The sequence below is a fragment of the Pseudonocardia sp. EC080619-01 genome (assembly GCF_001420995.1).
In the GTDB taxonomy this organism is placed as follows: domain Bacteria; phylum Actinomycetota; class Actinomycetes; order Mycobacteriales; family Pseudonocardiaceae; genus Pseudonocardia.
Window position 1 is genome coordinate 1,862,157 of record NZ_CP012184.1, and the last position, 25,608, is coordinate 1,887,764.

Consider the following 25,608-nt stretch of genomic DNA (forward strand, 5'->3'; position numbering starts at 1 on the left):
ACACGCCCGCGAGGAACTTTCCTGGGCGCACCCCGAGTCCGGTGCCCGGGAGATGCAAGGAGGCATACGTGAGTACCACCGAGTCCGAGAACAGTACGGGCGGTCCTCCGCCCGGGACGCCCGACTGGGGCGCCGTACAGGCGAGCGACGACTTCCAGCAGCTGCGTCGGCGTCTCCGCGGGTTCGTCTTCCCGGTCACCGCGGCGTTCCTGGCCTGGTACCTGCTCTACGTGCTGCTGGCGAGCTTCGCCGCCGACTTCATGGCGACGCCCGTGCTCGGCAACATCAACCTGGGGCTGATCCTGGGCCTGCTCCAGTTCGTGTCCACGTTCGCGATCACCGTCGCGTACGTCCGGTTCGCGGGGAACACCCTCGACCCGCTGTCGTCGAAGATCCGTGACGAGATCGAAGGGGGCACGAAGTGAACGCCGTGCTGGCCCAGGGGGTCGCGGGCGCGAGCCCGATCCTCAACATCTCGATCTTCCTCGTGTTCGTCATCGGCACGCTGGGGATCGTCTTCTACGTGAACAACCGGCACGCGAAGAAGACGGCGTCCGACTTCTTCACCGCGGGCGGCGGGTTCTCGGGGACCCAGAACGGCTTCGCGATCGCCGGTGACTACCTGTCGGCGGCCTCGTTCCTGGGCATCGCGGGTGCCATCGCGATCAACGGCTACGACGGGTTCCTCTACTCGATCGGCTTCCTGGTCGCCTGGCTGGTGGCGCTGCTGCTGGTCGCGGAGCTGCTGCGGAACACCGGCCGGTTCACGATGGGCGACGTGCTGGCGTTCCGGATGCGTCAGCGCCCGGTCCGCGCGGCCGCGGCCACCTCGACGCTGGCCGTGTCCTTCTTCTACCTGCTGGCGCAGATGGCCGGTGCCGGCGCGCTCGTCTCGCTGCTGCTCGGCATCTCGGGCGCGTTCGCACAGGGCGTCGTCATCGCGATCGTCGGCGTCGTGATGATCGCCTACGTGCTGATCGGCGGCATGCGCGGCACCACCTGGGTCCAGATGATCAAGGCGGTGCTGCTGATCGCCGGTGCGCTGGTCATGACGATCTGGGCGCTCGCGCTGTTCGGCTTCAACTTCTCCGCGCTGCTGCAGGGCGCCGCCGACGCCTCGGAGAAGGGCGTCGGACTGTTCGCCCCGGGCGAGCAGTACGGCACGTCGACCACGTCGAAGATCGACTTCATCTCGCTGGGCATCGCGCTGGTGCTCGGCACCGCGGGCCTGCCCCACGTGCTGATGCGCTTCTACACCGTGCCGACCGCCAAGGAGGCCCGGAAGTCGGTCGAGTGGGCGATCTGGCTGATCGGCCTCTTCTACCTGTTCACCCTGGTCATCGGCTACGCGGCCGGTGCGCTGGTGGGCCCGGAGACGATCCAGAACGCTCCCGGCAAGGTCAACTCGGCGGCGCCGCTGCTGGCCTTCGAGCTCGGCGGCCCGGTGCTGCTGGGCATCATCGCCGCAGTCGCGTTCGCGACGATCCTCGCGGTCGTCGCCGGCCTGACGATCACCGCGTCGGCGTCGTTCGCGCACGACGTCTACATCAACGTGATCAAGCGCGGGAACGTGGCCGACACCGAGGCCACCCAGGTCCGCGTCGCCCGCCGCACCGCGATCGTGATCGGTGTCGTGGCGATCGTCGGCGGCATCCTGGCCCGCAACCAGAACGTCGCGTTCCTCGTGGCGCTGGCGTTCGCGGTGGCGGCCTCGGCGAACCTGCCGACGATCCTCTACTCGCTGTTCTGGAAGCGGTTCAACACCACCGGCGCGCTGTTCTCGATCTACGGCGGTCTGGCGAGCACGCTGATCCTGATCATCTTCTCGCCGGTCGTCTCCGGGAAGCCGGCGACGGCGTCCAGCCCGTCGATCATCCAGGGCGCGGACTTCGCCTGGTTCCCGCTGGAGAACCCGGGCCTGGTGTCGATCCCGCTGTCGTTCCTGCTGGGTGTCATCGGCACCTACGTCGGCGAGAAGCGGGCCGACGGCAGCAAGTACGCCGAGATGGAGGTCCGGTCGCTGACCGGTGCCCACATCGCCAAGGCCGAGTCGCACTAGCGATCCGTCCGGGCCGCGAGCCCGTGTCCCGCAGCTGCGGGGCACGGGCTCGCGTCGTCTCCGGGGTCAGCCCGCCGGCACACCCGCCACCAGCGCCCGCAGCCCGTCGGCGTCCAGCAGGTCCGCCGGCCGCAGGGTGACGCCGTCGCGGACGTAGTGGAACGCGGCCCGCACCCGCTCGGCCGGGACCTCCTGCAGCGCCGCCCAGGCCAGCCGGTACGCCGCCAGCTGCACCGCGACGGCGTGCTCCCGCTCCGGGGCGGCCGGCCCACCGGTCTTCCAGTCGACGACGGTCCAGCCGCCGTCGGGATCGGCGAAGACGGCGTCCATCCGCCCACGCACGGCGACCCCGGCGAGGACGGTCTCGAACGACACCTCGACGTCGACCGGCTTGCGGTCCGCCCACTCCGACGCCTCGAACGCGGCCTGCAGCTCCGCCAGCTCCGCGGCGTCGGACTCCGAGGTGACGGACTCCGAGGTGACGGACTCGTCGGCGGCGCCGGGCAGCTCGTCGATGTCGAGCAGCCGTTCCGCACCGAACCGCTGCTCCAGCCAGGCGTGGAACGCGGTCCCGCGTCGCGCGTGCGGGTTCGGCGGCAGCGGCACCGGGCGGCGCAGCCGCACGGCGAGCGCGTCCGGATCGTCGGCGAGCTCGATCAGCCGGCTCACCGACAGCCGCCCCGGCAGCGCGACGGTGGGGCGCTCCTTGGCGGCGGCCCGCTCGGCGAGCAGGACGTCGACGTCGGCGGCCCAGCCCTCCGGGTCACCCTCCGCGTCGGGTACGTCCGGGGCCGGTTCCGCCGGGCCGGGCTCGGGCAGCTCCAGCGCGAGCTGGTCGGTGGACGACCGCCGGGACCGCCGCGGCCGTCGCGGTGCCCGGGCCCGCAACTCCGCCCGGACCAGGTCGGCACCGGCCCGCACGTCGTCCGCCCGGTCGCCGAACGGGTCCGGCGGCCACTGCGCGGTGCGCTCCACGCCGAGCGCCGGGTTCCCGGTGTCGGCCTCCGGCGGCGGCGCCCACACCTCCAGCGCGCCGACCTCGGAGCCACCGGGCCCCTCCAGGATCTCGGCGAGCTCGGTGAGGAACACCGACGGGTCCTTCGGGCGCTCCCCGGTCGCCGGCCACCGGTGCCCGGAGACGAGCAGGGTGCGCTCGGCACGGGTGAGCGCGACGTAGAACAGCCGGCGCTCCTCGGCGAGGCGGCGCTCGTCGAGGGCGTCGTCGTGGTCGTCGAGGGCCTGCTCGACCTGCTTGCGGTCCGCGCCGGGCGGCGGGAGGTCGAGACCGGGGAGGTCGTCGGCGTCGCCGCGCAGCGGGACCGGCAGGTCGGACGGGTCCTTCAGCCAGCTGCCGGACATCTTGCGGCCCGGGAAGACCTGCGCCACCAGGTGCGGGACGGCGACGATCTCCCACTCCAGCCCCTTCGCCGCGTGCACGGTGAGGATCTGCACCCGGTCCGGGGAGACCTCGACCTCACCCGGGGTCAGGCCCTCCTCGGCCTGCTCCGCCGTGTCGAGGTAGTCGAGCAGCGCGGGCAGCGACGGCACGTCGGCACCGGCGGCGAAGTCGGCGACGACGTCGGCGAACGCGTCCAGGTGTGCCCGGCCGGTCGGGCCGGGGCGGGCCATCGTCTCGACGTCGAGCAGCAGGGTCCGCTCGACGTCGGCGACGAGGTCGGTCAGCGGGGCCGCGGCGCGGGCCCGCAGGTGGGACAGCTCGCGGCCGATCCGGCGGATCCGGTCGAACCCGGCCTGGGAGTAGCGGTCCGGCTCGCCCGGGTCGTCGAGGGCGTCGGCGAGCCCGGCCTGCTCGGCCTCGTCACCGGGGAGCGCCCCCAGGGCCAGCTCCTCGGGTCCGAGCGGGCCGGGGCGGGCCGGCCGGGACGGGACGAGCTCGCGGGCCCGCTGCCACAGCGCGGCGAGGTCGGCGATGCCGAGCCGCCAGCGGGGCCCGGTCAGCAGCCGTACCGCCGAGGGCCCGGCCAGCGGGTCGGTCACCACCCGCAGCGCTGACACCAGGTCACGGACCTCGGGGGTCGACAGCAACCCGCCGAGCCCGACGACCTCGACCGGGACCCGACGGTCGCGCAGCGCGGCGGCGAGCGCGTCCATGTCGGAGCGGCGGCGGACCAGCACCGCGGCGGTGGGCGGCTCGCCCTCGTCGGCGCCGGCGTGCCAGCGGGACGCGATGCCGTCGGCCGCCCAGGCGATCTCGGCGGCGACGTCGGGCAACAACGCGGCCCGGACGTCGCCGGGACCGGCGCCGTCGAGCGGGCGGAGCTCACCGACGCGGACGGCGCCGGGCGCGGTGCGCAGCGGCTCGGACACCCGGTTCGCGAGCGCGAGCACCTCGGCCGGATTGCGGAAGCTGGTGAGCAGCCCGTGCACGGGAGCAGGGCCACCGGACGGCGTCGGGAAGTCGGTGCGGAACCGGGCCAGGTTCCCGGCGCTCGCGCCGCGCCAGCCGTAGATCGACTGGCAGGGGTCACCGACGGCGGTCACCGACCGGTGCTCGGGCTCCTCCGGCTCCGGGGCGAGTCCCGGCGGGACACCGAACAGCGCCCGCAGCAGCACCCGCTGGGCGTGCCCGGTGTCCTGGTACTCGTCGAGCAGCACGGCCCGGTACTGACCGCGCTCGATCCGCCCGACCTCCGGGTCGGCCTCGGCGATGCGCGCGGCGAGCGCCATCTGGTCGGAGAAGTCCATCGCCTGTTCGGCCTGCTTGCGGCGGGCGAACTCCTCGATCAGCGGCAGCAGCTCCAGCCGCATCCGCTGCCCGGCGATCCGGGCCTTGTACCCCGCCGACGGCTCCGCGCGCTGCCGCTTGCCCGGCGGGGCGTGCTCCAGCACCGGCAGCATCCGGGCGGTGAGCCGCTCGACGTCGGCCGGTTCGACGAGGTGCTCCCCCAGCTCACCGGCCAGCGAGAGCAGGTACCCGGTCACGGTCGCCGGGACCCGGTCGATCTCCAGGTCGGCCGCCCAGGTGGAGACGACCCGGTGCGCGAGCTGCCAGGTCGCGGTCGGGCCGAGCAGCCGGTTCGCCGGCTCGGCGGGCAGCCGCAGCGCGTGCTCGCCGACCAGCCGCCCGGCGTAGGCGTGGTAGGTGGAGACGGTGGGCTCGCCCGCGAGCAGCGCGGCCCTGCGGGCGCCGGTGGGGTCGAGGTCGTCGAGCATGCGGGACCCGGCGAGCCGGCGGAGCCGGGACCGGACGCGGGTGCCGAGCTGCTGGGCCGCCTTGCGGGTGAAGGTGAGGCCGAGGACCTGCTCGGGCAGCACCCGTCCGGTCGCGACGAGCCAGACCACCCGGGCCGCCATCGTCTCCGTCTTGCCGGCGCCCGCCCCGGCGACGACGAGTGCCGGCCCGGCCGGGGCGGCGATCACCGCGGCCTGCTCCGCGGTCGGCGGGTGCAGGCCGAGCGCCGTGGCGAGCTCGACCGGGGTGGGGTCCATGGTGACGATTTCTACCCCGGACCCCCGACGGTCCTATCCGACGGGATCGGAGACCCGGGCCCAGTCCACCTGCAGCCGGACCTCGTCCGGGGTGGTCGCGTCCGGCGCGGGGATCCACTTCTCGGCCGGGCCCTGGTCGAGCTGGATGCACAGGTGCATGGGCGTCGTAGGGATGGTGCGCCGGTCGGTGACCTCCCACTTCTTCTCGCCGTCGACGTACCAGGTGATCCTGTCCGGCAGCCACTCCAGCGCGAACGTGTGCCACTGCGTGAAGTCGCCCGGCGTCTCGGTGGAGACGATGTGGTTCTCCGCGCCGTAGTGGACGAACGCGGTCGCCGCGCTCCGGTCCCCGTAGGGGATCTCCATCATGTCCAGCTCGCCGTCGTCGGGGAACCGCTCGGAGTCCGGCCAGAGCAGGATCGCCGGGCTGTAGCCGGTGCCGGCGTCGGTGCGCGCCCGGAACTCCCAGCGCCCGTACAGCTGCCCGGAGTGCATGGCCATGCCGCCGGACACGCCGCCGCCCGCGGCCCGCGGGCGCGCGGTGACGGTGAGCAGCCCGTCGTCCAGGGAGAGCGCCGACGGCCGGCGCAGCCCGTTCCCGAACCCGCCCGGCGAGTTGTAGACGGTCCAGACGGACCGGTCGATGCGGGAACCGTCGAACTCGTCGCCGCCGACCGGACGCCACTGCTGCGGCGGTGGCGGGGGCGGCGGGGGCGGCAGCTGGTTGTCCAGCGCCGACGTGGCCGTGGCGCCGTCGCCACCGTCACCGTCCGGCGGGACGAGGATCGTCCACGTCAGCCCGGCGATCGCGACGGCGGCCAGGCCGAGTGCGACCGAGCCGTGCAGGACCCGGCGACCGATCCCGGATCCACCGGCCCCGGCGCGGGCGCGGCGACGCCCGGCAGGCTCCCGGCGGCGGGACGCGCGAGCGCCGGGTCGGGGCGCACGGGCGTCGAGCCGAGGCGCACGGGCGTCGGATCGGGGCGCACCGGCGCCGGCCCGGGGCGCACGAGCGTCGGATCGGGGCGCACCGGCGCCGGCCCGGGGCGCACGAGCGTCGGATCGGGGCGCACCGGCGCCGGCCCGGGGCGCACGGGCGTCGGATCGGGGCGCACGGGCGTCGGCCCGGGTGTCCCACCCCGCGCGGGGCCGCGGCGCCGGTCCCGGGACGCCCCGCGGCGCACCGGCCTGCGGCTGCCGGGGCACGGGAGCGGGCCCGCGCGGACCGGCCGGGGCGCTCCGGCCCTCGCCGAGATGCAGCTCAGCGTTGCGCGGAGATCCACTATTCGCGCTGGTCCGCATCTCGGCGGGATCGGCCCTGCCGCGGAAGGGACGGCCGTCGCGCGGCACCACCGGGAGCTCACCCGGCCGGTAGCCGGGCGCACCCCTCCCCGTTCCGTCCACGCAGAGACAGACGCCCGGTGCGGCACCGGGGTTGCCCGCCCGGCTGTCGCGACCGTCACCCCGGGTGCGGGACACCCGGCCGGACGACGATCAGGCGGGCGGCGTGCCGACGGTCGCGGGCGCCCCGTGACGCTGCAACACCTCGGGGACGGCGACGGTGCCGCGCTCGTCCTGGAAGTTCTCCATGACCGCGAGCATCGCGCGGGCGGTGGCGCCGGTCCCGTTGAGCGTGTGGACGTTCTCGGTGGGGGCGCCGGGCTCGCGGCGGAACCGGACGTTCAGGCGTCGTGCCTGGTAGTCGGTGGTGTTCGAGCAGGAGGTGATCTCGCGGTATCGCTGCTGCACCGGGAACCAGGCCTCGATGTCGTACTTCTTCGCGGCCGGGTTGCCGAGGTCGCCGACGGCGATGTTCTGCACCCGGTACGGCAGGCCCAGCTCCTGCACGATCGACTCCTCGTGCGCGAGCAGCTGCTCGTGGAACTCCTGGGACTGCTCGGGGCGGCAGTAGACGTACATCTCGACCTTGTCGAACTGGTGCACCCGGAACATGCCCTTGGTGTCCTTGCCCGCGGCGCCTGCCTCGCGCCGGAAGTTCGTCGAGAACGCGACGTAGCGGGCCGGGAGATCGTCGAGCTCGACGATCTCGTCCATGTGGATGCCCGCGAGCGCGACCTCGGACGTCCCCGTCAGGTACAGGCCGTCCTTCTCCAGCTGGTAGAGGTTCGACTCCTCGGTGGGGAGGAACCCGGTGCCGTACATCGCCTTCTCGTTCGCCAGGACCGGGCCGAGCACCGGGACGAAACCCTCGCCGGACAGCTTGTCGATGACGTAGCGGAACAGCGCCATCTCGAGCAGGGCGACGTCGCCGAACCGGTAGGCGAACCGGGAGCCGGACAGCCGCGCACCGCGGACCATGTCGACCCGGCCGGTCGACGACGCCAGGTCCAGGTGGTCGCGGGGCTCGAAGTCGAACGACGGCCGCTCGCCCCAGGTCCGGACGGTGACGGCGTCCTCCTCGGCCATGCCGTCGGCGGCCGTCGGGTCGGGCAGGTTCGGGATCCGGGCGAGGAGCTCGGCGCGCTCGGCGTCGGCGGCGGCGAGCTCGTCCTCGGCCTCGCGCAGCTCCTCCTTCTCCTTCTTGAACTGCTCGACCTGCTCCGGGGTCGGCTTGCCCTTCGGGCGCTGCTTCTGCGCGGCGCGCAGGCCACCGACACGGTCGGTCAGCTCGCGCCACCGGACGTCGACCGCGAGCAGCGCGTCGAAGTCCGCGGACGCACCGCGACGGGACAGCGCCGTGCGGAAGGTGTCCGGGTCCTGTCGGGCCGCCTTGAGGTCGATCACTTCTGCGTCCAGCCTCTCGCGTCGTACGCACTACGGGAGTCGTCATCGTAGAGCCGGGAATGATCGGGCCCGCGCGGTGGTAGACCAGGGACATGAGACACCCTCTGTCAATCCTCGGGTCAGCTGGCCCTCCCGAGGGCTCTGTTCCGATTGGCGACGTGGACGCTCTCGTCGTAGAGCATCTGTTTGGTGAGGCAGTGCCAGAGGATCTCCAGCCAACGATTGCCGAGTGTTCTCAACGCGTGGTGGTGGGGTTTGCCTGCCGCCACCTTGGAGTCGTAGAACTCTCGGGCCCAACCGCTCTTGGTGAGGCTGCAGAAGGCCCATTGGTGCACGGCGGCGCCGAGGAAGTGATTGTGAGCCCGACGGCGAACGACGGCGAAGTCGCTTTTGCCCGACCGTCGGGTCACGGGAGCTTGCCCGGCGTAGCACTGCAGCCCTGCAGGAGAGTCGAACTGCTCGATGTGTTCGCCGATCTCGCCGGCGATACGGGCCGCCAGACGCGGTCCGAGGCCGGGGAAGCTCAGGTAGATCCGCCCCCCGGGGAACCACTCCGTGCTGTCGACACCCTCCGGGGTCTGCGCATCGGCAAGGAGCTCGCTCATGCGCCGTTCCCAAGCTCGTCGAGCCTCGTGCAGTGCCAGGAGCTGGACCGCGGCAAGCCGGACCGATGCCGCTTTGGCCCGGGCCAGATACTCCTTCGCCGCCAGAGCGGGCGTTCTGAGGGCAGCGTCAACCTGTTCGGCGAACCGGTCGGGTCGGCCGTGGTGCGCTGCTCGCGCGAAGCCAGCCAGCTCGTCACGAGTCGCAGCGAGCAGTTCCGCCTGAGTCGGCCATCGTTCGAGCATGCGGAGCACGGTGGGGGCGCTGAGGTCGCCCTTGGCGATCGCCAGCGCGGCCGGATAGGTCGCCTGCAGATCCGCGCGCAGCCGATTAAGCAACCGGGTCTGGTCTCGAGCGGCACGCTCGTCGTCACGTCCGATGGCACGCATCTCGCCGCCGATCCGCCCGTGCGGAACCAGCGTCTTCAAAGTGGTGTGTCGATCGAGGGCGAGCAGGCAGCAGATGCGGGCGTCCTCTGCGTCATCCTTCTTCCGGGCAGGTCCTCGACGGCGCGCGACCAGGTCGGGGTTGACTGGAACCACGGTGAACCCGGCATCGACCAACGCCTCGACGAGCAGGCCGTGGCGGGTCTCGAGCACAACGCGCACCTCGGCGGGGTCGGGCTCCATCCGCAGGACGCGTTCGATCAGCGACTCGACACCATCCGGTCGGTGCGATATCCGAAACTGAGAAATAACTCCCTTGTCTGGAGTTCCGATGGCAACGTCGTGGAACTGCTCGGCCCAGTCGATGCCAATTCCGATCACTGCGGATCACCTCTCCGTCGGCCACTGGTCATGCGGCGGACCGGGAAGGAACGGCATCGTGCTAATGAATCGGTCCTCTCGGGACAACACCCTCATAGACGTCAGTCCTTCGCCGGGGCCCAGCAGAGGCGCCGTCTCATGAAAGTCCTCGAAGGACACGCATCTCTAGCGCTCTCTGCCGGGATCCACCGTGCGATCGGAAGGTAGTCCCATCAGCATCTCACTCGGCCGGTACGGCGTCTGGCGACACGAGACGGGCCTCTCGCCCGAGTTGGCGGCACGGATCGAGTCCCTCGGGTTCGGGACCGTGTGGATCGGCGGGTCCCCTCCCGGTGACCTCGCACTCGCGGAGTCGATGCTGGACGCGACGACCTCGCTGACCGTCGCGACCGGCATCGTCAACATGTGGTCGACCCCGGCCGACGAGGTCGCGCCGTCCTACCACCGGATCGCGGCGAAGCACCCGGACCGCTTCCTGCTCGGCGTCGGCGTCGGGCACCCGGAGGCCACCAGCGACTACACCCGCCCGTACGCCACCGTCGTCGAGTACCTGGACCGGCTCGACGAGCTGGACGTGCCCGTCGCCGGTCGTGCCCTCGCCGCACTCGGGCCGAAGGTGCTGGACCTCGCCCGGGACCGCTCCGCGGGCGCGCACCCCTACCTGACGACGCCCGACCACACCCGGACCGCGCGGGAGCGGCTCGGCGACGGCGTGCTGCTCGCCCCCGAGCACAAGGTCGTCCTGGACACCGACCCGGAGGCCGCCCGCGCGGTCGGGCGGCCCCGGGTGCAGCAGCCCTACCTGGGCCTGCGGAACTACCGGAACAACCTGGCCCGTCTCGGCTGGGCGACCGGGGACATGGACGACGGCGGCAGCGACGCCCTGATCGACGCGCTCGTCGCGCACGGCACGCCGGAGCAGGTCGCGGCGCGGCTCGACGAGCACCTCGCCGCAGGGGCCGACCACGTCTGCGCGCAGGTCCTCACGGCGGACATGCAGGCCCCGGAGAAGGACCTGGAACGGCTCGCCGGCGCGCTCGGGATCGCCTGAGCCGCACGGCACACCGGGTGCCGGCGGTGGCTAGTCTCGGACCGGTGCGCGACGCCACCGATCCGCCGAGCCTGCTCGGCCCGCTGCGCCGACCGGCCCCGGTGATCGTCGCCGTCGCGACGGTCGTGTTCGCCGTGCTCGCCTGGCGCTACGCCGGCGAGGCCCAGGCCGGCCGGGTCGACAGCAGCGCCGACGCGGCGGTGGAGGCGCTGCCCGGTGTGCTCGCCCGGCTGACCGGGTTCGGCTCGCCCCCGTCGGTGGTGCTGTGGGCGCTGCTCCTCGCCGGGGCCGCCCTGCTGCTCCGCCGACGGCGGCTCGCCGTGCTGGCGATCGTCGCGCCCGGCCTGACCGGCGTCGCGACGACCGTGCTCAAGCCGCTGATCGGCCGCACGATCGGTGGCGAGGGCACCGCCGGATTCGCGTACCCGAGCGGGCACACCGGTGGCGCCGTGTCGATCGGCCTGCTCGTCGCGTTGCTGCTGGTCGCGCTGCTACCGGTCGCCCGGGCCGGTCCGGCGGTCGCGACGCTCGCGGCGGTCGCCCTGCTCGCCGGCGGCACCGTCGGCGCCGGGATGGTGCGGATCGGCGCGCACTACGCGACCGACACGATCGGCGGGTTCTGCATCGCGGTCGCGATCGGGCTCGGTGCGGGGCTGGTCATCGACCGGGTCGCGGACCATCGGGCACGGGACCGGCCGGTGCCCCGCACCGGCTGATCCGCGTCCCGCACCCGCACCCCGGCTGCTCACCCGTCCACGACGGTCCGCCCGGTCTCGACGGCCGGGCAGCTCGTCCGCACCGGGCACCGGTCGCAGTCGGGCCCGGCCCGCGCCACGAACACCGCACCGGCCGAGTCCTCGGCGCAGGTCATCAGCACGTCGCGCCAGTGCCCCATCTCCTCCGGCTGCAGCGGCGACTGCGCCGGTTCCTTGGCCTCCCCACTCGCCTTCCGGTCGGCCAGGAACAGCAGCCGGCCACCACCCGGACCGGTTCCGGCACCGACCAGCTCGGAGAACGCACCCAGCGACGCCGCGAGCTGGTAGACCGCCAGCTGGTGGTGCTCGGCCGTCGCCCGGCCCGACGTCGCCGTCTTGCCGGTCTTGACGTCGATCACCACCGGGCGGCCCTGGTCGTCGCGCTCGAGGCGGTCCACCCGGCCGTGCAGCCGCACCCGGCGGGCCGACCGCGCGGCGCCACCACCGGGACCGTCCGCGGGTTCGGGCGCGAGCAGATCGGGGTTGTCGTCGCCGGACGGCCCCGGGCCCTCCGGCGGGGGATCGCCCTCCAGGTCGAGCTGCACCGGCTGCTCGACGGCGACGAGCTCCAGCCCCTCGGCCCGGCTGCGGCGCACCCAGTCGTCGAACGCGGTGAGCATGTCCCGCACCCGCGACAGCTCCCGGCGGCCGAACCACGGGGCCCCCGCGTCGAGCCGCCGCCAGGCCGAGCGCAGCGCCGACTCCAGCTCCGCGGCGTCGGCACCGGCGGCGCGCGCCTGGACCAGGGCGTGCACCAGCGATCCGGTCACCGCCGACAGCGCCCCGCTCTCATCGCCGCCGTGCCGGGAGAGCACCCAGCGCAGCGGACACCCGGCGATGGTCTCGACGTCCGACGGGGAGATCGGCACCAGCTCGCCGTCGGCGCGCAGCGGGGCGTGGTCGGAGAGCTCGGCGAGGCCGTACCAGTCGTCGGGACGGGCGCCGGGCACCCCGTCGGCGGCGAGCCGGGCCAGCTGCGTCGCCGCCCGCCTCCGGCGCGCGGCCTGCGCCGGGTCGCCGTGGTCGGGGGCCGTGACGGCCCGCCGCAGCTCACCGACCAGCTCCGCCATGACCAGGGACCGTTCCGGACGGTGGACAGGCCGGGCCTCGGTGGCGTCGGCGGGACGGGGGTCGAGCTCGTCGAGGAAGCGCGACGGCTGCTCGTCCTCCCCCTGGACCGCGCTGACCAGCAGCGCCGACCGGGCGCGCGTGCACGCGACGTGGAACAGCCTGCGCTCCTCGGCGAGCAGCGGCGCCGACCGTGAGACCGCCGAGCCGGGTTCGGCGACCCCGGCGACGAGATCGACGAGCTGCTCGTGCCCGAGCAGGCTCCCCCGCAGGCGCAGGTCCGGCCACAGCCCCTCCTGCACACCGGGCACCGCGACGACCGTCCACTCCCGACCGCGCGAGCCGTGCGCGGAGAGCAGCTCGACGGCGCCGCCGCGGGGGGCCTGCGGGGCGAGCGTCTCGCCGGGCAGCTGCTGGTCGGCGAGGTACTCGAGGAACCCGCCGACGTCGGCGCCCGGCAGCCGGTCGGTGTACCGGGCGGCGGCGTCGAACAGGGCGAGCACGGCGTCGAGGTCCCGGTCGGCGGCCGCGCCACCGGGCCCGCCCCGGGCGCTCGCGTCGCTCCAGCGCTTCGCCAGCCCGGTCCGCCGCCACACCAGCCACAGCGTGTCCTCGACCGAGTCGCCGGACGCGATCGACCGCGCCGCGGTGTCGAGGAGCCACCCCACGTCGCGCATCGGGGCCGCCTCGGCGGGCGAGAGCATCACCAGCGGGTCCGGACGCCCCCCGACGGCCTCGCGCAGCATCGCGACCAGCAGCGGATCACTGCTCGCGACCGCCGGGTCGGCCTCCCCCGGATCCGGGTGGTCGTCGTCGGGGACGACGCGGACGTCGTGTCCCGCTGCGGCGTGCATCCGCAGCAGGCCGCGCCGCAGCCGTCGCATCCGCAGCGGGTCACCACCGCCGAGCGGCGAGGTGAGCAGTGACGTCGCCAGGTCGGCGTCGATCGCGGACGGGCGCGACGCCGCCCGCAGCACCAGCAGCAGCGGGACCACCGCGGGCTGGCGCGGGAGCGGCACCTCGTCCGGCGGTGCCGCGATCGGGACGCCGGCCGCCGCCAGGGCGCGCCGCAGAGCGGGCAGGGTGCGGCGGGCCGATCGGGACAGCACCGCCATCTCCGACCACGGGACGCCGTCGACGAGGTGCGCGCGGCGGAGCCGGTCGGCGATCCACCCGGCCTCCGCCGACGGGGAGCCGAACACGCGGACCTGCACCGCATCACCGGCGTCCTCCGCCGTCGGGCGGGCCTCCATTCCGCCCCCGCCCACCGGCCGACCGGCGCCTGCTCCATCCCCGTCCACCGGCCGACCGGCACCTGCTCCGGTCCCGTCCGCCGCGCCACCGGCGCCTGCCCGGGACCCGTCCGCCGGTGCACCGTCGGCCTGCTCGTCGGGGCGGTCGTCGGTGCGGGCGCCGTCCGGGCGCTGGTCGCCGGCAGCGCGGCCGGGGCGGTTCCGTGCCGGGCCGGCGCCGGGCAGCTTCTCCGCGAGCCGCAGACCCGCCGCACGGACACCGGGCTGCCGGCGGTGGTCGACCGTGAGCACCTCGGTGGGTGCGTCGATCGCGTTCATGCCCTGCGGGTCCGCGCCACGGAACGTCAGCACCGCCTGGTCCGGGTCCCCGGCCAGGAGGGTGGACTCCGCGTCCGCCGCCAGTGTCGCGACCAGCTCCATCTGCTGCGGGTCGAGATCCTGCGCGTCGTCGACGAGGAGGTGGCGCACCCGCTCGCGCTCCTGGTCGCGCAGGCCCGGATCGGCGGCGAGCGCGTCCAGCGCCGCCGCGACCAGCTCCGCCGAGTCGAGCGCGGGAGCGGTCGCCTGCGGGGCACTGCGACCCGCGGCCCCGCGCAGCAGGGTGACCTCCTCGTAGGTGCGGAAGAACCGCGCCGCGGCCACCCACTCGTCGCGGCCGTGGGCCGTGCCGAGCCCGGCGAGCTCCGCGGGCCCGAGCCCCCGCTCGGCGGCCCGCAGGAGCAGCTCGCGCAGCTCCGCGGCGAACCCGGGCAGCCCGAGCGCCGGATCCAGCCGTTCCGGCCACGACGATCCCGGCACGCTGCCGTTCCAGCTCTCGATCTCACCGGCGAGCAGCTCGCGCACCACCACGTCCTGCTCGGCGGACGCCAGCAGCCGCGGGGGCGGGTCCTCGTGCCGGGCCGCGTGCAGCCGCAGCACCCCGAACGCGTACGAGTGCACCGTGCGGACCAGCAGCTCGCGCGTGGTGCGGACGCCGAAGTCGCCCGCGATCTCGTCGCCGCCCTGGGTGAGCAGCGCCGTCAGCCTGCCGCGCAGCTCCTCCGCGGCCCGCCGGCTGCCGACGAGCAGCAGCAGCGAACCGGGCGGGGCACCGGCCCGCACCCGGCGGACGACGGCGTCGAGCAGCAGGCTGGTCTTCCCGGTTCCCGGCCCGCCGAGCACGCGCAACGGCCCCCGCTCGTGCGCGAGGACCCGCGCGGCCGCGCCCGACCACGTCCGGTCCGGGGCGGGCGGTGGGGCCGCGCGCACCAGCCGCGGGGACGGCTGCTCGGCGGCTGCTCGGGTCATGCACCGATTCGACCACGTGCCCCCGACAGTGACGCGCCACCCCGGCAGGCGGGAGGATCGGGAATGTGGACGAGGAGACCGTGGAACGGGTCCGGGACGTCGTGACGTCGATCCCGCCGGGCCAGACCCTCAGCTACGGCGAGGTCGCCGAGCTGGCCGGGTTACGGTCGGCACGGCTGGTCGGGCGGATCCTCGCGGAGGACGGCCACGACCTCCCCTGGCACCGAGTGCTCCGGGCGGACGGCCGGTCGGCCCCGCACATCGCGGCCGAACAGGCGGCCCGGCTACGGGCGGAGGGGATCCTGATGGTGGACGGCCGCCTGCCTCCCGAACACCGCCGCCGCTGACCCGACCCCTTCCCACCGAGCGTCACGTAGATGCCCTCGGCAGGGCCATACCGTGACGCTCGATCGCGCCCCGGGGGGTGGTGCGTGGCAGTGTGCAGAGCAAAGGGGCCCAGACAGGGCACACTGCGCCGGCGCCGGGCTCCCGCGCTGTCGTCAGAATTGACGATGCCGACACCGTGTTGGCAACGCCTCGAATGTCCCTTTCGATGCGGATCACGTGACCTCACCAGCGCAGCCGCCCTTCCCTCCCGGACCGCCGTACCCGCCGCCGCACGGCTGGCCCGTCCAGCGACCGCAGCGGAACGGGCTCGGCACCGCCGCGCTCGTGCTCGGCATCCTCGGCGCCCTGTTCTCGCTGATCCCGATCATCGGCGTGATCGCCTGGCCGATGGTGGTCATCGGGCTGGTCCTCGGGGTCCTGGGCATCGTGCGCGCGAACGCGGGCAAGGCCGACAACCGCGGAGTCGCGATATCCGGGACGGTGCTGTCGGCGTTCGGTCTGGCGTTCTGCCTGCTCTACACGGTCGCGTTCGCCTCGGCCGTCTCCGACAGCAGCTCGTCCACGGCCTCCGCCACGGGCGGGTCCGCGCCGTCGGGCCCGGCGACCGCGGGCGTCGAGAACGCGGACCGCACCTACAGCGCCCCCGCACCCGCACGGCCCACCTCGGGAGCCCCCGGCGACACCCTCACCACCCGGGACGGGCTCGAGCTCACCACCACCCCGCTCCGTGACCGCAGCGACTTCATGGGCCCGGTCAGGTGCACCGACGTCACCTACCGGAACACCGGCTCCGGCACGGCCAGCTTCAACATCTGGGACTGGCAGCTCCAGGATCCTGACGGGGTGATCCGCCGGATCAGTATCGGCAGCGACAACGACCTGAGCTCCGGGCAGCTCGCACCGGGCGGGACGGTGAGCGGTCAGGTCTGCTTCGACGCGAAAGCCGACGCGAGCGGCACCTGGACGGTCATCTACGAGGGCGGCCTGTTCAGCTCCGAGGACCTGACCTGGGCGGGCTGACCCCGCTCCGCCGAGCGTGACGTAGATGCCCTCAGCAGGGCCGTACCGTGACGCTCGATCGCGCCCTGGGGGGTGGTGCGCGGGAGTGTGCAGAGCAAAGGGGTGCAGGTCAGGAGGGCAGGCGGCCGGAGACCCAGGTCGCGTCGCGGTCGTCGTCGTGACCGGTGTCCACCTCCAGGCCGTGGCCCGCGAACACGTCCGCCAGCAGCGGCGCCTGCGCCGCGCTCGTCTCGATCAGCAGGGTCCCGCCGGGGGCCAGCCACCCCGGCGCCCCGGCGGCGATCCGCCGGGCCGGGTCGAGGCCGTCGCCACCTCCGTCGAGGGCGACCCGGGGTTCGTGGTCACGGGCCTCCGGCGGCATGCCCGCGATCGCCCCGGCCGGGACGTACGGGGTGTTCGCCACCAGCACCGCGACCCGCCCGCGCAGCGTCGCCGGCAGCGCGGCGAACAGGTCGCCGGTGTGCACGGTGCCGAGTCCGTCGAGGTTCGTCGCGGCGCACGCGGTGGCGACCGGGTCGACGTCGGCGGCGTACAGCTCCACCGGGACCCGTCGGGCGATCGCGGCGCCGACGGCCCCGCAGCCGCAGCACAGGTCCACCACCACCGCGCCCGGTCCCAGGCCGGCGACGGCGGCGTGCACGAGGGCCTCGGTCCTGCGCCGCGGGACGAACACGCCCGACGCCACCCGGACGCGGGCGCCGTCGAACGCGGCCCAGCCGAGGACGTGCTCCAGCGGTTCACCGGCGACGCGGCGCCGGACCAGGTCGTCCAGCTCGGTGCCGGCGGCGGCCTCGGCGAGCAACCGGGCCTCGTCCTCGGCGAACACGCAACCGGCGGCCCGCAGCCGCGCGACGAGATCGCTCACGGCGGCATTGTGCCGCGCGGCTCAGGCGGCCCGCGCGATCGTCGCGAGCCCTGCGGAGTACCGGGTCAGCACGGCGCGGACGACGTCGTCGTGCACGCCCAGCGGACCACCGACGACGTCGGCCCCCGACTCCAGCAGCCGGTTCTGGAAGACCCCGGGCGCGAGCAGCCAGGACGCGACCGCGACCCGCTCCTCCCCCGCCGCGTGCAGGCCCTCGACCAGCGCGGACACGGTCGGCGTCCCGGTCGCGGCGAACCCCGTCCGGACCCGCCGACCGACCAGCGCCGACAGCATCCCGGCGGCCGCACGCACCTCGGCGACCGCGGACGGGTCGGACGACCCGGCGGCGGCGAGCACGACGGCGTCACCGTCGCGGTAGCCGGCGTCGCGCAGCCGGTGCAGCGCCGCCGAGGCGAGCAACGGGTCGGGGCCGAGCGCGGGCGTCGTCGGGAACCGGGCCGGGTCGGCACCGGCCTCCGCGAGCTGCGCGGGCAGGTCGACGCGCACGTGGTAGCCGGAGGCGAGGAACGCCGGGACGACCACCGCCCCGTCGTACCCGCGATCCTGCAGCGCGAGGACGGCGTCGACGACCTTCGGCCCCCGGACGTCGACGTAACAGATCTCCACCTGCGGCCCGTGCTCGGCGACGGCCGACGCCAGCGACCGGACGACGGCGTCGGCCGCGTCGGACCGCGACCCGTGCGCCACCAGCAGCAGCGGCGGCGTCGTGCCCGTGCGGCTCATCGCTCGTCCCCCGGCACGTCGGCGCAGTGCCCCTCGTGCCCGGGTTCCAGTGCCAGCCGGTAGCCGCGGCGGACGACGGTCTGGACCAGCCCGGGGACGCCGAGGGCGGCGCGCAGCCGGGCGATCGCGTTCTCCACGGCGTGCTCGTCACCGGCCCCGCCGGGCTGGGCCGCGAGCAGCTCCGCGCGGGACACGACCCGCCCGGGCCGCCGGGCCAGGACACGCAGGAGTGTCATCGGCGTCGGCGGGAGCGGGCACAGCCGCCCGTCGACGAGCACCGCGTGCCCGCGCAGCTCCAGCAGGTGCCCGGCGACCGGCAGCCGGCGTGCCCGGGCCGGGGCGACGGACTCGCAGGTCCGGACCATCGCGCCGAGGCGGGAGCGCTGCGGCTGCACGGTCGGCACGTCCAGCGCCTCCAGCGGCGCCGCCGTCACCGGGCCGACGCACAGCGTCAGCACCGGGCCGCGCAACGCGGTCAGCAGCTCGTCGCGCACGCCCCGCTCGGCGGCGCGGGACAGGATCCCGGCCGCGGCGGGTGCGCTGGTGAAGGACAGGACGTCGATCCCACCGGCCAGGGTGGCGTCGATCAGCCGGTCCAGCGGGGCGATGTCGACGGGCGGCGCCCACCGGTACACCGGCACCGTGACGACCTCGGCCCCGGCGAGCTCGAGGGCCTCGACGACGTCCGGCAACGGCTCGCCGTGCAGCTGGACGGCGATCCGGCGGCCCTCGACGCCACGTTCGAGGAGGTGCTCCAGCACCTCGGCGGTCGACTCGGACTCGGGTGACCAGGCGTCGACCAGGCCGGACGCGCGGATCGCCCCGCGCGCCTTCGGGCCGCGGGCCAGCATCTCCGACCGGCCGAGCGCGGTGAGGAGGTCCTCGCCGAGGCCCCAGCCGTCGGCGGCCTCGATCCAGCCGCGGTAGCCGATGCCCGTCGTCGCGACGGTGATGTCCGGCGGGGCCGCGACGAGTTCGCGGGTGCGCGTCTCCAGGTCGTGGTCGTCGGCGAGCGCGACGATGCGCAGGGCGGCGCCGTGCTGGATGCAGGCACCGCGACGCTCCAGCATCGTGGCGAGCTCCTCGGCCCGGCGGGCAGCGGTGATCCCGATCGTGAACCCCGCCAGCGGGGGCGCGGCCTCCGTGGCGTGGGCAGCCTCTCGGGCGGCGGGGCGGGTCACCGTTCCTCCGTTCCTCCGGCGCGCCGCCGATCGGGCTCGGACGGCGGGAAGCCCGGGGGCGTCGCGTGTGGTGGTGGTCGCGGCGGTGCGGGTCGGGTCCCTCACCGTAGCCCGACCTGCACCGATCCGCCCACGACGCGGACCGCGAACGCGGGGAGGCTCACACCGTCGTCGTCGAGACAGCGGCCGTCGCGCAGGGAGAACACCTGCTTGTGGATCGGCGACGCGACGGTCGGCTCGCCGCCGCGGTCCCCGACCAGCCCGCGGGACATGACCCCCGCCCCGGTGAAGGGGTCGATGTTGCCGACCGCGTGGACGGTGTCGCCGGACCGGCGGAACAGCGCGACCTGGACGTCGCCGACGAGCGCGGCGGCGCCCCGGTCGGGCCACAGCCGGTCCAGCGGGCAGACCGTCAGCCAGGCGGTGGGCTGCTCGGTGAGGTCGGCGGGCGTGGTGGTGGGGGACGCGTCGAGTGCGGTCATCGCGGGGACACCTCCGGGAGTCCGATGAGCACGGGTTCGTCCGGCCGGCCGGGCGCGGGCACGTTCTGGCCCCGTTCCTCCACGAACCGGATCGTCGGGTCGGGCGCCTCCGGTGCGTTCACGAAGGAGACGAAGCGGGACAGCTTCTCCGGGTCGGCGAGGACGCCGGCCCACTCGTCGGCGTAGGAGTCGACGTGGCGCTCCATGGCGGCGTCGAGGTCCGCGCAGATGCCGAGCGAGTCGTCGACGATCACCGAGCGCAGGTGGTCGAGCCCGCCCTCCATCGACTCGATCCACGGCGCGGTGCGCTGCAGCCGGTCGGCGGTGCGGACGTAGAACATGAGGAACCGGTCGATGGTCCGGATCAGGGTCTCGGAGTCGACGTCGGAGACCAGGAGCTCGGCATGCCGTGGGGTGAAGCCGCCGTTGCCGCCGACGTAGAGGTTCCAGCCCTGCTCGGTCGCGATCACGCCGAAGTCCTTGGACCGGGCCTCCGCGCACTCCCGGGCGCATCCGGAGACGCCGGACTTGAGCTTGTGCGGCGAGCGCAGGCCCCGGTAGCGGAGCTCCAGCTCGACGGCCATCCCGACCGAGTCCTGCACGCCGTAGCGGCACCAGGTCGTCCCGACGCACGACTTCACGGTGCGCAGCGACTTGCCGTACGCGTGCCCGGACTCGAACCCGGCGTCGACCAGCCGCGTCCAGATCGCCGGGAGGTCCTCCACCCGGGCCCCGAACATGTCGATCCGCTGCCCGCCGGTGATCTTGGTGTAGAGCCCGAAGTCGCGGGCCACCTCGCCGATCACGATCAGGCCCTCCGCCGTCACCTCTCCGCCCGCGATCCGCGGGACCACCGAGTAGGTGCCGTTGCGCTGCAGGTTCGCCAGGAAGTGGTCGTTGGTGTCCTGCAACGAGGCGCGCTCGGCGTCGAGGACGTGCCCGTTGTAGAGCGTCGCCAGGATCGACGCGACGACCGGCTTGCAGATGTCGCAGCCGCTGCCGCGGCCGTGCGACTCCACCAGGGCGGAGAACGAGGTGATCCCGGCCCCGGCGACGATCTGGAACAGCTCGGCGCGGGAGTGGTCGAAGTGCTCGCACAGGGCCTTCGAGACCTCGACGCCCTCCTGCTCCAGGATCCGCTTCAGGGTGGGGACGCAGGACCCGCACGTCGTGCCGGCCCGGGTGCACGCCTTCAGCGCCGGGACGTCGTGCGCGCCGTCGTGGATGGCGGTGCAGAGGTCGCCCTTGGTGACGGCGTTGCACGAGCAGATCTGCGCGGAGTCCGGCAGCGCGGACGCGTCCGGCTCGGCACCGCCCTTCGAGATCAGCGTGACCGGGTCGTCCGGGAGCTGCGCGCCGACCAGCGGGCGCAGCACGCCGTAGCGGGACGCGTCACCGACGAGGACCCCGCCCAGCAGCGTCGACGCGTCGTCGGACACCACGAGCTTCGAGTACGTCCCCGCGACCGGGTCGTTGACGACGATCTCCAGCGCGCCCTCGGTGGACGCGTGCGCGTCACCGAAGCTGGCGACGTCGACACCCAGCAGCTTGAGCTGGGTGGACATGTCGAGCTCCTCGGGCGTCATCCGCGCCGGACCGCCGAGCAGCCGGTCCGCGACGACCTCGGCCATCGCGTAGCCGGGGGCGACGAGCCCGTAGGTGCGCCCCTCGAGCGCGGCGCACTCGCCGATCGCCCACACGGCGTCGTCGGAGGTGCGGCAGCGGTCGTCGACCAGGACACCGCCGCGCTCCCCGACCGGCAGGCCGCTGTCCCGCGCGAGCTGGTCGGCGGCGCGGATGCCCGCCGAGAAGACGACGACGTCGGCGTCCAGCTCGACACCGTCGGACAGCGTCGCGACCAGCCGGTCGCGGTCCCGGGCGACGCCGGTCAGCGAGACTCCGGCGCGGACCGCGATGCCCTGCGACTCGACGAGCGACCGCAGCAGCGCGCCGCCGCCGTCGTCGACCTGGACGGGCATCAGCCGCGGCGCGATCTCGACGACCTGCGGCGACAGGCCCAGCAGCCGCATCGCCCGCGCGGCCTCCAGACCGAGCAGCCCACCCCCGACGACGACGGCCGAGCGCCGCCCGGGCGCGGTCGTCGCGACCGCGGCAGCGGCGGCACCGGAGATCGCGTCGAGGTCGTCGAGCGTGCGGTAGACGAAGCATCCGGGCAGGTCACGGCCGTCGACCGGCGGGACGAACGGGTACGAGCCGGTGGCGAGCACCAGCGCGTCGTAGTCGAACGTGCGGCCCGACGCGGTGGTGACGCGGCGGGCGTCGCGGTCGATCCGGGAGACGGCGTCGCCGAGGTGGTAGGTGACGAGCGGGTCGCCGCGCAGCCCGTCGTCGTCGAGGCGCAGTTCCTCCTCGGACCTCCCGTCGACGTAGGAGGAGAGCGCGACCCGGTCGTACGCCCGGCGGGTCTCCTCGCCGAGGACGGTGATCTCCCAGGTGCCCGCGGTGTCCCGGTCGCGCATCGCCGACACCAGGCGGTGCCCGACCATGCCGTTCCCGACGACCACCAGACGGCTCATGCTCTTCTCCCTCGTTCCCTCGTCGCGCTGGCCACCGACGGTAGGAACGGGGAGTTACGTGGAGACGGCCCGCGATTGCACGGGAGTTACGAGGTGCTCATTCCCCGCGGACGGCGACCGTGAGCGCCCCGCACCGCCCGGCGGCGCCCCGGCGGCGCCCCGGCGGCGCCGCACCTGTTGCCGTGCGATGAACCCCCGACCCGCGAACGCTCACCGGATCGGCAGGTGCTCGCCCGATCGCGTGAGCGTCGACGGACTCCGCGAGCGTCTCCGGGGCCGGGGCCGGGGCCGGGGCCGGGGCCGGGTGCGGGGTGCGGGGTGCGGGTGCGGGTGCGGGTGCGGGTGCGGGTGCGGGTGCGGGTGCGGGTGCGGTGAGCGTGGGGGGAGGCGGTGTCAGGGGCGGGTGGCGGGGTCGAAGGCCGTGCGGTCGTGGCCCTCGACCACGGCGGCCACGCGGGGCGCCCAGCGCTCGTGCGCCGACTGGCGGGTGATCCCGGCGGCCCGGCCGATCGTGTCCCAGCTGACCCCGGTGTGCCGGAGCGCGACCAGGTGCGGCAGCAGGTCGAGCCCGGCGGCCAGCCCGATCCGGAAGGCGACGAGCCGCCACGCGGTCTCCCGCTGCACGGGCACGTCGGTGCCCTGCTCGGCCTCCCACTCCGGGGTGCCGGGCAGCGGCGGGACGCCGGCGATCGCGTCGGCGTGCCGGTCGTGCTCGGCGACGGCGGCCGCGGTGACGGCGTTCGCCGCCGGGGTGACGTCGACCGTGAGGACGTGGTCCGGGATCGTGGTCATGTTGTCAGGTTAACCCTGACAGTGAGGACGGCAACGGGTTTCCGTGTACGGGCGTCCCGGACACCCGTACACAGAACCGGCCCGGCGTCCGCGCCGCGGGCATGCGGCGCGGCCGTCGGGCCGGTTCGGTGCGGTGGGGGAGGTCAGACCCGGGCGAGCTCCGCACCACCGGGGACGGACGCCTGCTTCGGCCGCAGGTAGACCGCCCAGGTGACGCCGATGCACACCACGTAGAAGGCGAGGAAGGCCCAGAACGCCGGGGTGCCCGACTGCACGGACAGGAACGACTGCCGGAAGGCCAGGTTGATGAACAGACCACCGAGCGCACCGACCGCACCGGCGATGCCGATCACCGCGCCGGACAGCCGGCGCGCGGTGCCGAGCTCGGTCTCCCGGTCGGCGCCCTCGGCGATCGCGATCCGGGCCCGCCCCGTGAAGATCGCCGGGATCATCTTGTAGGTCGAGCCGTTGCCGATGCCGGACAGCGTGAACAGCAGGATGAAGCCGGCCGTGAAGAACCCGAGCGACTGCGCACCGGACGCGGCGATGATGATCGCCGTCGCCACCGCCATGCCGGCGAAGTTCCACAGCGTGACGGTCGCGCCGCCGAACCGGTCGGCCAGCTTGCCGCCGTAGGGACGGATCAGGGAGCCGATGAGCGGGCCGATGAAGGTGACCATCGCGGCCTGCAGCGGCGTCCGGTCGAACTGGTTCTGCAGCACCAGCCCGAACGCGAAGGAGTAGCCGATGAAGGACCCGAAGGTGCCGATGTAGAGGAACGACATGATCCAGGTCTGCCGGTCCCGGCAGGCCTCGACGAACGCGCCGGTGTCGTTCGACATCGCCGCGATGTTGTCCATCCGCACCCAGGCGAGCGCCGCGGAGACGACGACCAGCGGGATGTAGATCGCGATCAGCACCCGGGGCTGGCCCGCGCCCAGCAGCGCGATCACCAGCAGGCCGAGCAGCTGGATCACCGGGACGCCGAGGTTCCCGCCGCCGGCGTTCAGCCCGAGCGCCCAGCCCTTGCTCTTCTCCGGGAAGAAGGCGTTGATGTTGGCCATCGACGAGGCGAAGTTGCCGCCACCGACACCGGCGAACGCGGCCACGACCAGCAGCGTCGTGTACGAGACCCCGGGCTGGACGACGACCATCGCCAGGATCAGCGGGACGATCAGCAGGGCCGCCGAGAACACCGTCCAGTTGCGACCGCCGAACCGCGCGACCGCGAACGTGTAGGGCAGCCGCAGGATCGACCCGACCAGGGTCGGCACCGCGACCAGGAAGAACTTCTGTGCCGCGTCGATGCCGTACTCCGGCCCCATGAACAGGACCAGGACCGACCACATCGTCCACACCGAGAACCCGATGTGCTCGGAGAAGATCGACTGCCAGAGGTTGCGGCTCGCGATCGCCTTGCCGGTGCGCTCCCAGAAGCCCTCGTCCTCGGGGTCCCAGTGCTCGATCCAGCGGCCGCCGATGCGGCGCGGGGATGCTGAGGTGGTCACGGATCGGTCTCCTGATCGCCGGCGTCTCACGTCGGCGATGACGCTAGGGAGCCCCAGTTTCCGTCGAATGGCCCCGCGTGACGTCCCCGAAACGCTTATCTCACATCCACTTGCCGGAACCCGTGAGAAGTGGCGGCCCGGACGCCTCGCCGGGTCGCCGGTCAGAGCCGGCGGCTGACCAGCCCGGCGACGCGCTCGATGCCGGCCAGCGACTCGGTCGTCGCGTCGGGGTGCTGGGCGTGCAGCGCGAGCCGGTAGAGCACCGCGCGCAGCAGCGACTGCGGCCACTCGGGCAGCTCCGACCAGCGCTCGAGGAGATCGTCGTCGGCACCGCCCCAGGCGACGGCGTCCACGACGACGACGGCCGCCGCCCACTCCGCGGGCCGCCAGAACGGCACGAGATCGAGGACGGCCGGTCGGCCGGTCGGGTCGAACAGCATCGCGCCGAAGAGCTCGCCGTGGACGACCTGCGGGGTGAGCCGGATCGTGCGCCGGTGCGCCGCCAGCTCCTCGAACAGCGCGCCGCCGGTCTCGGGGTGCAGGTCCAGCTTGCGCTCGCCGAACGCGGCGGCGGCGGAACGGGACAGCAGGTCGTCGCGGTCGTCGAGCAGCCGCGGGCGCAGCACCGTGGAGGTCGCGGCGTGCAGGCGCAGCGACGCGACGACGACCTCGTCGTGCCGCGGCTCCGGCGCGCCGGGCACGTAGCGCGACGCCGCCCACCCGCCGACGACCCAGCGCCCGTCGGACGACCGGACCGGACGGGCCAGCCGGACACCGTCGACCTCGAGGTTCTCCAGGACCGTCGCCGACCAGGCGGCGACGACGTGGTCCGAGACCGGACGCAACAGCACGTCACCGCACTGCCAGGCCCGCTGCCCCGCCCACACCACGGGGCGCGGGGAGGTGTCTCGGACGCCGAACGCGACGCGGACGTGCTCGGGCAGGGCGCTCGCGGCCGGCGCGGTGGCGAGCGTGCGGGCTGCGGTCACGGCGGCGACGGTACCCCCGGAACCGGGGACTCCCTATCGCGCCACGCCAGGGACGGGTGCTCCCGGTTCCACGATCGGGTGGCCGCGGCCGTCGGACCGGCCGC

19 protein-coding genes are annotated in these 25,608 nt (G+C 74.3%); 6 read left to right on the forward strand and 13 right to left on the reverse strand.

Going from position 1 to position 25,608, the window contains the following annotated elements; all coding sequences use genetic code 11:
- The first annotated feature begins 68 nt into the window (after positions 1-68).
- A complete protein-coding gene (locus AD017_RS08590) occupies positions 69-425 on the forward strand; it encodes a DUF485 domain-containing protein (protein WP_010242274.1) in 357 nt (118 codons plus the stop codon).
- Positions 422-2,059 (forward strand): cation acetate symporter, encoded by a 1,638-nt coding sequence (locus AD017_RS08595; RefSeq protein ID WP_010242272.1) that lies wholly within the window; start codon positions 422-424, stop codon positions 2,057-2,059. The genes AD017_RS08590 and AD017_RS08595 overlap by 4 nt, the downstream gene beginning before the upstream one ends.
- A gap of 66 nt (positions 2,060-2,125) precedes the next feature.
- On the opposite strand, the gene AD017_RS08600 is transcribed toward AD017_RS08595, so the two are convergent.
- From AD017_RS08600 to AD017_RS08615, 4 genes are all read right to left on the reverse strand, one after another.
- The gene (locus AD017_RS08600; RefSeq protein ID WP_060573869.1) at positions 2,126-5,509 is read right to left on the reverse strand and encodes an ATP-dependent DNA helicase; all 3,384 of its coding nucleotides are present in this window, start codon (positions 5,507-5,509) and stop codon (positions 2,126-2,128) included.
- 33 nt (positions 5,510-5,542) lie between these two features.
- Positions 5,543-6,715 carry a family 16 glycosylhydrolase gene (locus AD017_RS08605; protein WP_060573870.1) on the reverse strand — a complete coding sequence of 391 codons (1,173 nt, stop codon included), beginning with the start codon at positions 6,713-6,715 and terminating at the stop codon, positions 5,543-5,545.
- Positions 6,716-7,003: 288 nt separating this feature from the next.
- Entirely contained in the window at positions 7,004-8,254 is a 1,251-nt protein-coding gene (gene serS, locus AD017_RS08610) for a serine--tRNA ligase (RefSeq protein ID WP_060573871.1), read from the reverse strand.
- A 119-nt stretch (positions 8,255-8,373) separates the two neighbouring features.
- A complete protein-coding gene (locus tag AD017_RS08615) occupies positions 8,374-9,624 on the reverse strand; it encodes an IS110 family transposase (protein ID WP_060573872.1) in 1,251 nt (416 codons plus the stop codon).
- 211 nt (positions 9,625-9,835) lie between these two features.
- Here AD017_RS08615 and AD017_RS08620 point away from each other — a divergent pair, with 211 nt between their 5' ends.
- Both AD017_RS08620 and AD017_RS08625 read left to right on the forward strand, forming a co-directional pair.
- Positions 9,836-10,675, forward strand: coding sequence for an LLM class F420-dependent oxidoreductase (locus AD017_RS08620; protein WP_082399550.1), 840 nt, complete (start codon positions 9,836-9,838; stop codon positions 10,673-10,675).
- Positions 10,676-10,719: 44 nt separating this feature from the next.
- Positions 10,720-11,391, forward strand: coding sequence for a phosphatase PAP2 family protein (locus AD017_RS08625; protein WP_060573874.1), 672 nt, complete (start codon positions 10,720-10,722; stop codon positions 11,389-11,391).
- Positions 11,392-11,420: 29 nt separating this feature from the next.
- Here AD017_RS08625 and AD017_RS37200 read toward each other — a convergent pair whose 3' ends face one another.
- Positions 11,421-15,038: an ATP-dependent DNA helicase gene (locus tag AD017_RS37200; protein ID WP_060573875.1), complete on the reverse strand. Its 3,618-nt coding sequence runs from the start codon at positions 15,036-15,038 to the stop codon at positions 11,421-11,423.
- Positions 15,039-15,103: 65 nt separating this feature from the next.
- On the opposite strand from AD017_RS37200, the gene AD017_RS08635 reads away from it, so the two are divergent.
- Positions 15,104-15,385 carry an MGMT family protein gene (locus tag AD017_RS08635; RefSeq protein ID WP_010228934.1) on the forward strand — a complete coding sequence of 94 codons (282 nt, stop codon included), beginning with the start codon at positions 15,104-15,106 and terminating at the stop codon, positions 15,383-15,385.
- A 217-nt stretch (positions 15,386-15,602) separates the two neighbouring features.
- Positions 15,603-16,406 carry a DUF4190 domain-containing protein gene (locus AD017_RS08640; RefSeq protein ID WP_060573876.1) on the forward strand — a complete coding sequence of 268 codons (804 nt, stop codon included), beginning with the start codon at positions 15,603-15,605 and terminating at the stop codon, positions 16,404-16,406.
- Positions 16,407-16,515: 109 nt separating this feature from the next.
- On the opposite strand, the gene AD017_RS08645 is transcribed toward AD017_RS08640, so the two are convergent.
- From AD017_RS08645 to AD017_RS08680, 8 genes are all read right to left on the reverse strand, one after another.
- A complete protein-coding gene (locus AD017_RS08645; RefSeq protein ID WP_060573877.1) occupies positions 16,516-17,271 on the reverse strand; it encodes a putative protein N(5)-glutamine methyltransferase in 756 nt (251 codons plus the stop codon).
- Between the two features lie 21 nt (positions 17,272-17,292).
- A complete protein-coding gene (locus AD017_RS08650; RefSeq protein ID WP_010228941.1) occupies positions 17,293-18,015 on the reverse strand; it encodes a sirohydrochlorin chelatase in 723 nt (240 codons plus the stop codon).
- On the reverse strand, positions 18,012-19,196 hold the full coding sequence (locus AD017_RS08655; RefSeq protein ID WP_060573878.1) for a uroporphyrinogen-III synthase: 1,185 nt from the start codon (positions 19,194-19,196) through the stop codon (positions 18,012-18,014). Before AD017_RS08655 ends, AD017_RS08650 begins: the two co-directional genes overlap by 4 nt.
- Positions 19,197-19,297: 101 nt before the next feature.
- Complete coding sequence (nirD, locus tag AD017_RS08660) at positions 19,298-19,678, reverse strand: nitrite reductase small subunit NirD (RefSeq protein WP_010229285.1); 381 nt, start codon at positions 19,676-19,678, stop codon at positions 19,298-19,300.
- Positions 19,675-22,215, reverse strand: a complete 2,541-nt coding sequence (gene nirB, locus AD017_RS08665; RefSeq protein ID WP_060573879.1) for a nitrite reductase large subunit NirB — start codon at positions 22,213-22,215, stop codon at positions 19,675-19,677. Before nirB ends, nirD begins: the two co-directional genes overlap by 4 nt.
- Positions 22,216-22,608: 393 nt before the next feature.
- Positions 22,609-23,007 carry a hypothetical protein gene (locus AD017_RS08670; protein ID WP_060573880.1) on the reverse strand — a complete coding sequence of 133 codons (399 nt, stop codon included), beginning with the start codon at positions 23,005-23,007 and terminating at the stop codon, positions 22,609-22,611.
- Positions 23,008-23,150: 143 nt separating this feature from the next.
- Positions 23,151-24,515, reverse strand: coding sequence for a NarK/NasA family nitrate transporter (locus AD017_RS08675; RefSeq protein ID WP_010229275.1), 1,365 nt, complete (start codon positions 24,513-24,515; stop codon positions 23,151-23,153).
- 161 nt (positions 24,516-24,676) lie between these two features.
- Positions 24,677-25,504, reverse strand: a complete 828-nt coding sequence (locus AD017_RS08680) for a TIGR02569 family protein (RefSeq protein ID WP_082399128.1) — start codon at positions 25,502-25,504, stop codon at positions 24,677-24,679.
- Positions 25,505-25,608 lie beyond the last annotated feature (104 nt).

Excerpts from the sequence above, each read along its gene's own strand:
- AD017_RS08670 (WP_060573880.1), bottom strand. The coding sequence starts at position 23,007 with ATGACCACGATCCCGGACCACGTCCTCACGGTCGACGTCACCCCGGCG.
- nirD (WP_010229285.1), bottom strand. The coding sequence starts at position 19,678 with ATGACCGCACTCGACGCGTCCCCCACCACCACGCCCGCCGACCTCACC.
- AD017_RS08600 (WP_060573869.1), bottom strand. The coding sequence starts at position 5,509 with ATGGACCCCACCCCGGTCGAGCTCGCCACGGCGCTCGGCCTGCACCCG.
- AD017_RS08650 (WP_010228941.1), bottom strand. The coding sequence starts at position 18,015 with ATGAGCCGCACGGGCACGACGCCGCCGCTGCTGCTGGTGGCGCACGGG.
- AD017_RS37200 (WP_060573875.1), bottom strand. The coding sequence starts at position 15,038 with ATGACCCGAGCAGCCGCCGAGCAGCCGTCCCCGCGGCTGGTGCGCGCG.
- nirB (WP_060573879.1), bottom strand. The coding sequence starts at position 22,215 with ATGAGCCGTCTGGTGGTCGTCGGGAACGGCATGGTCGGGCACCGCCTG.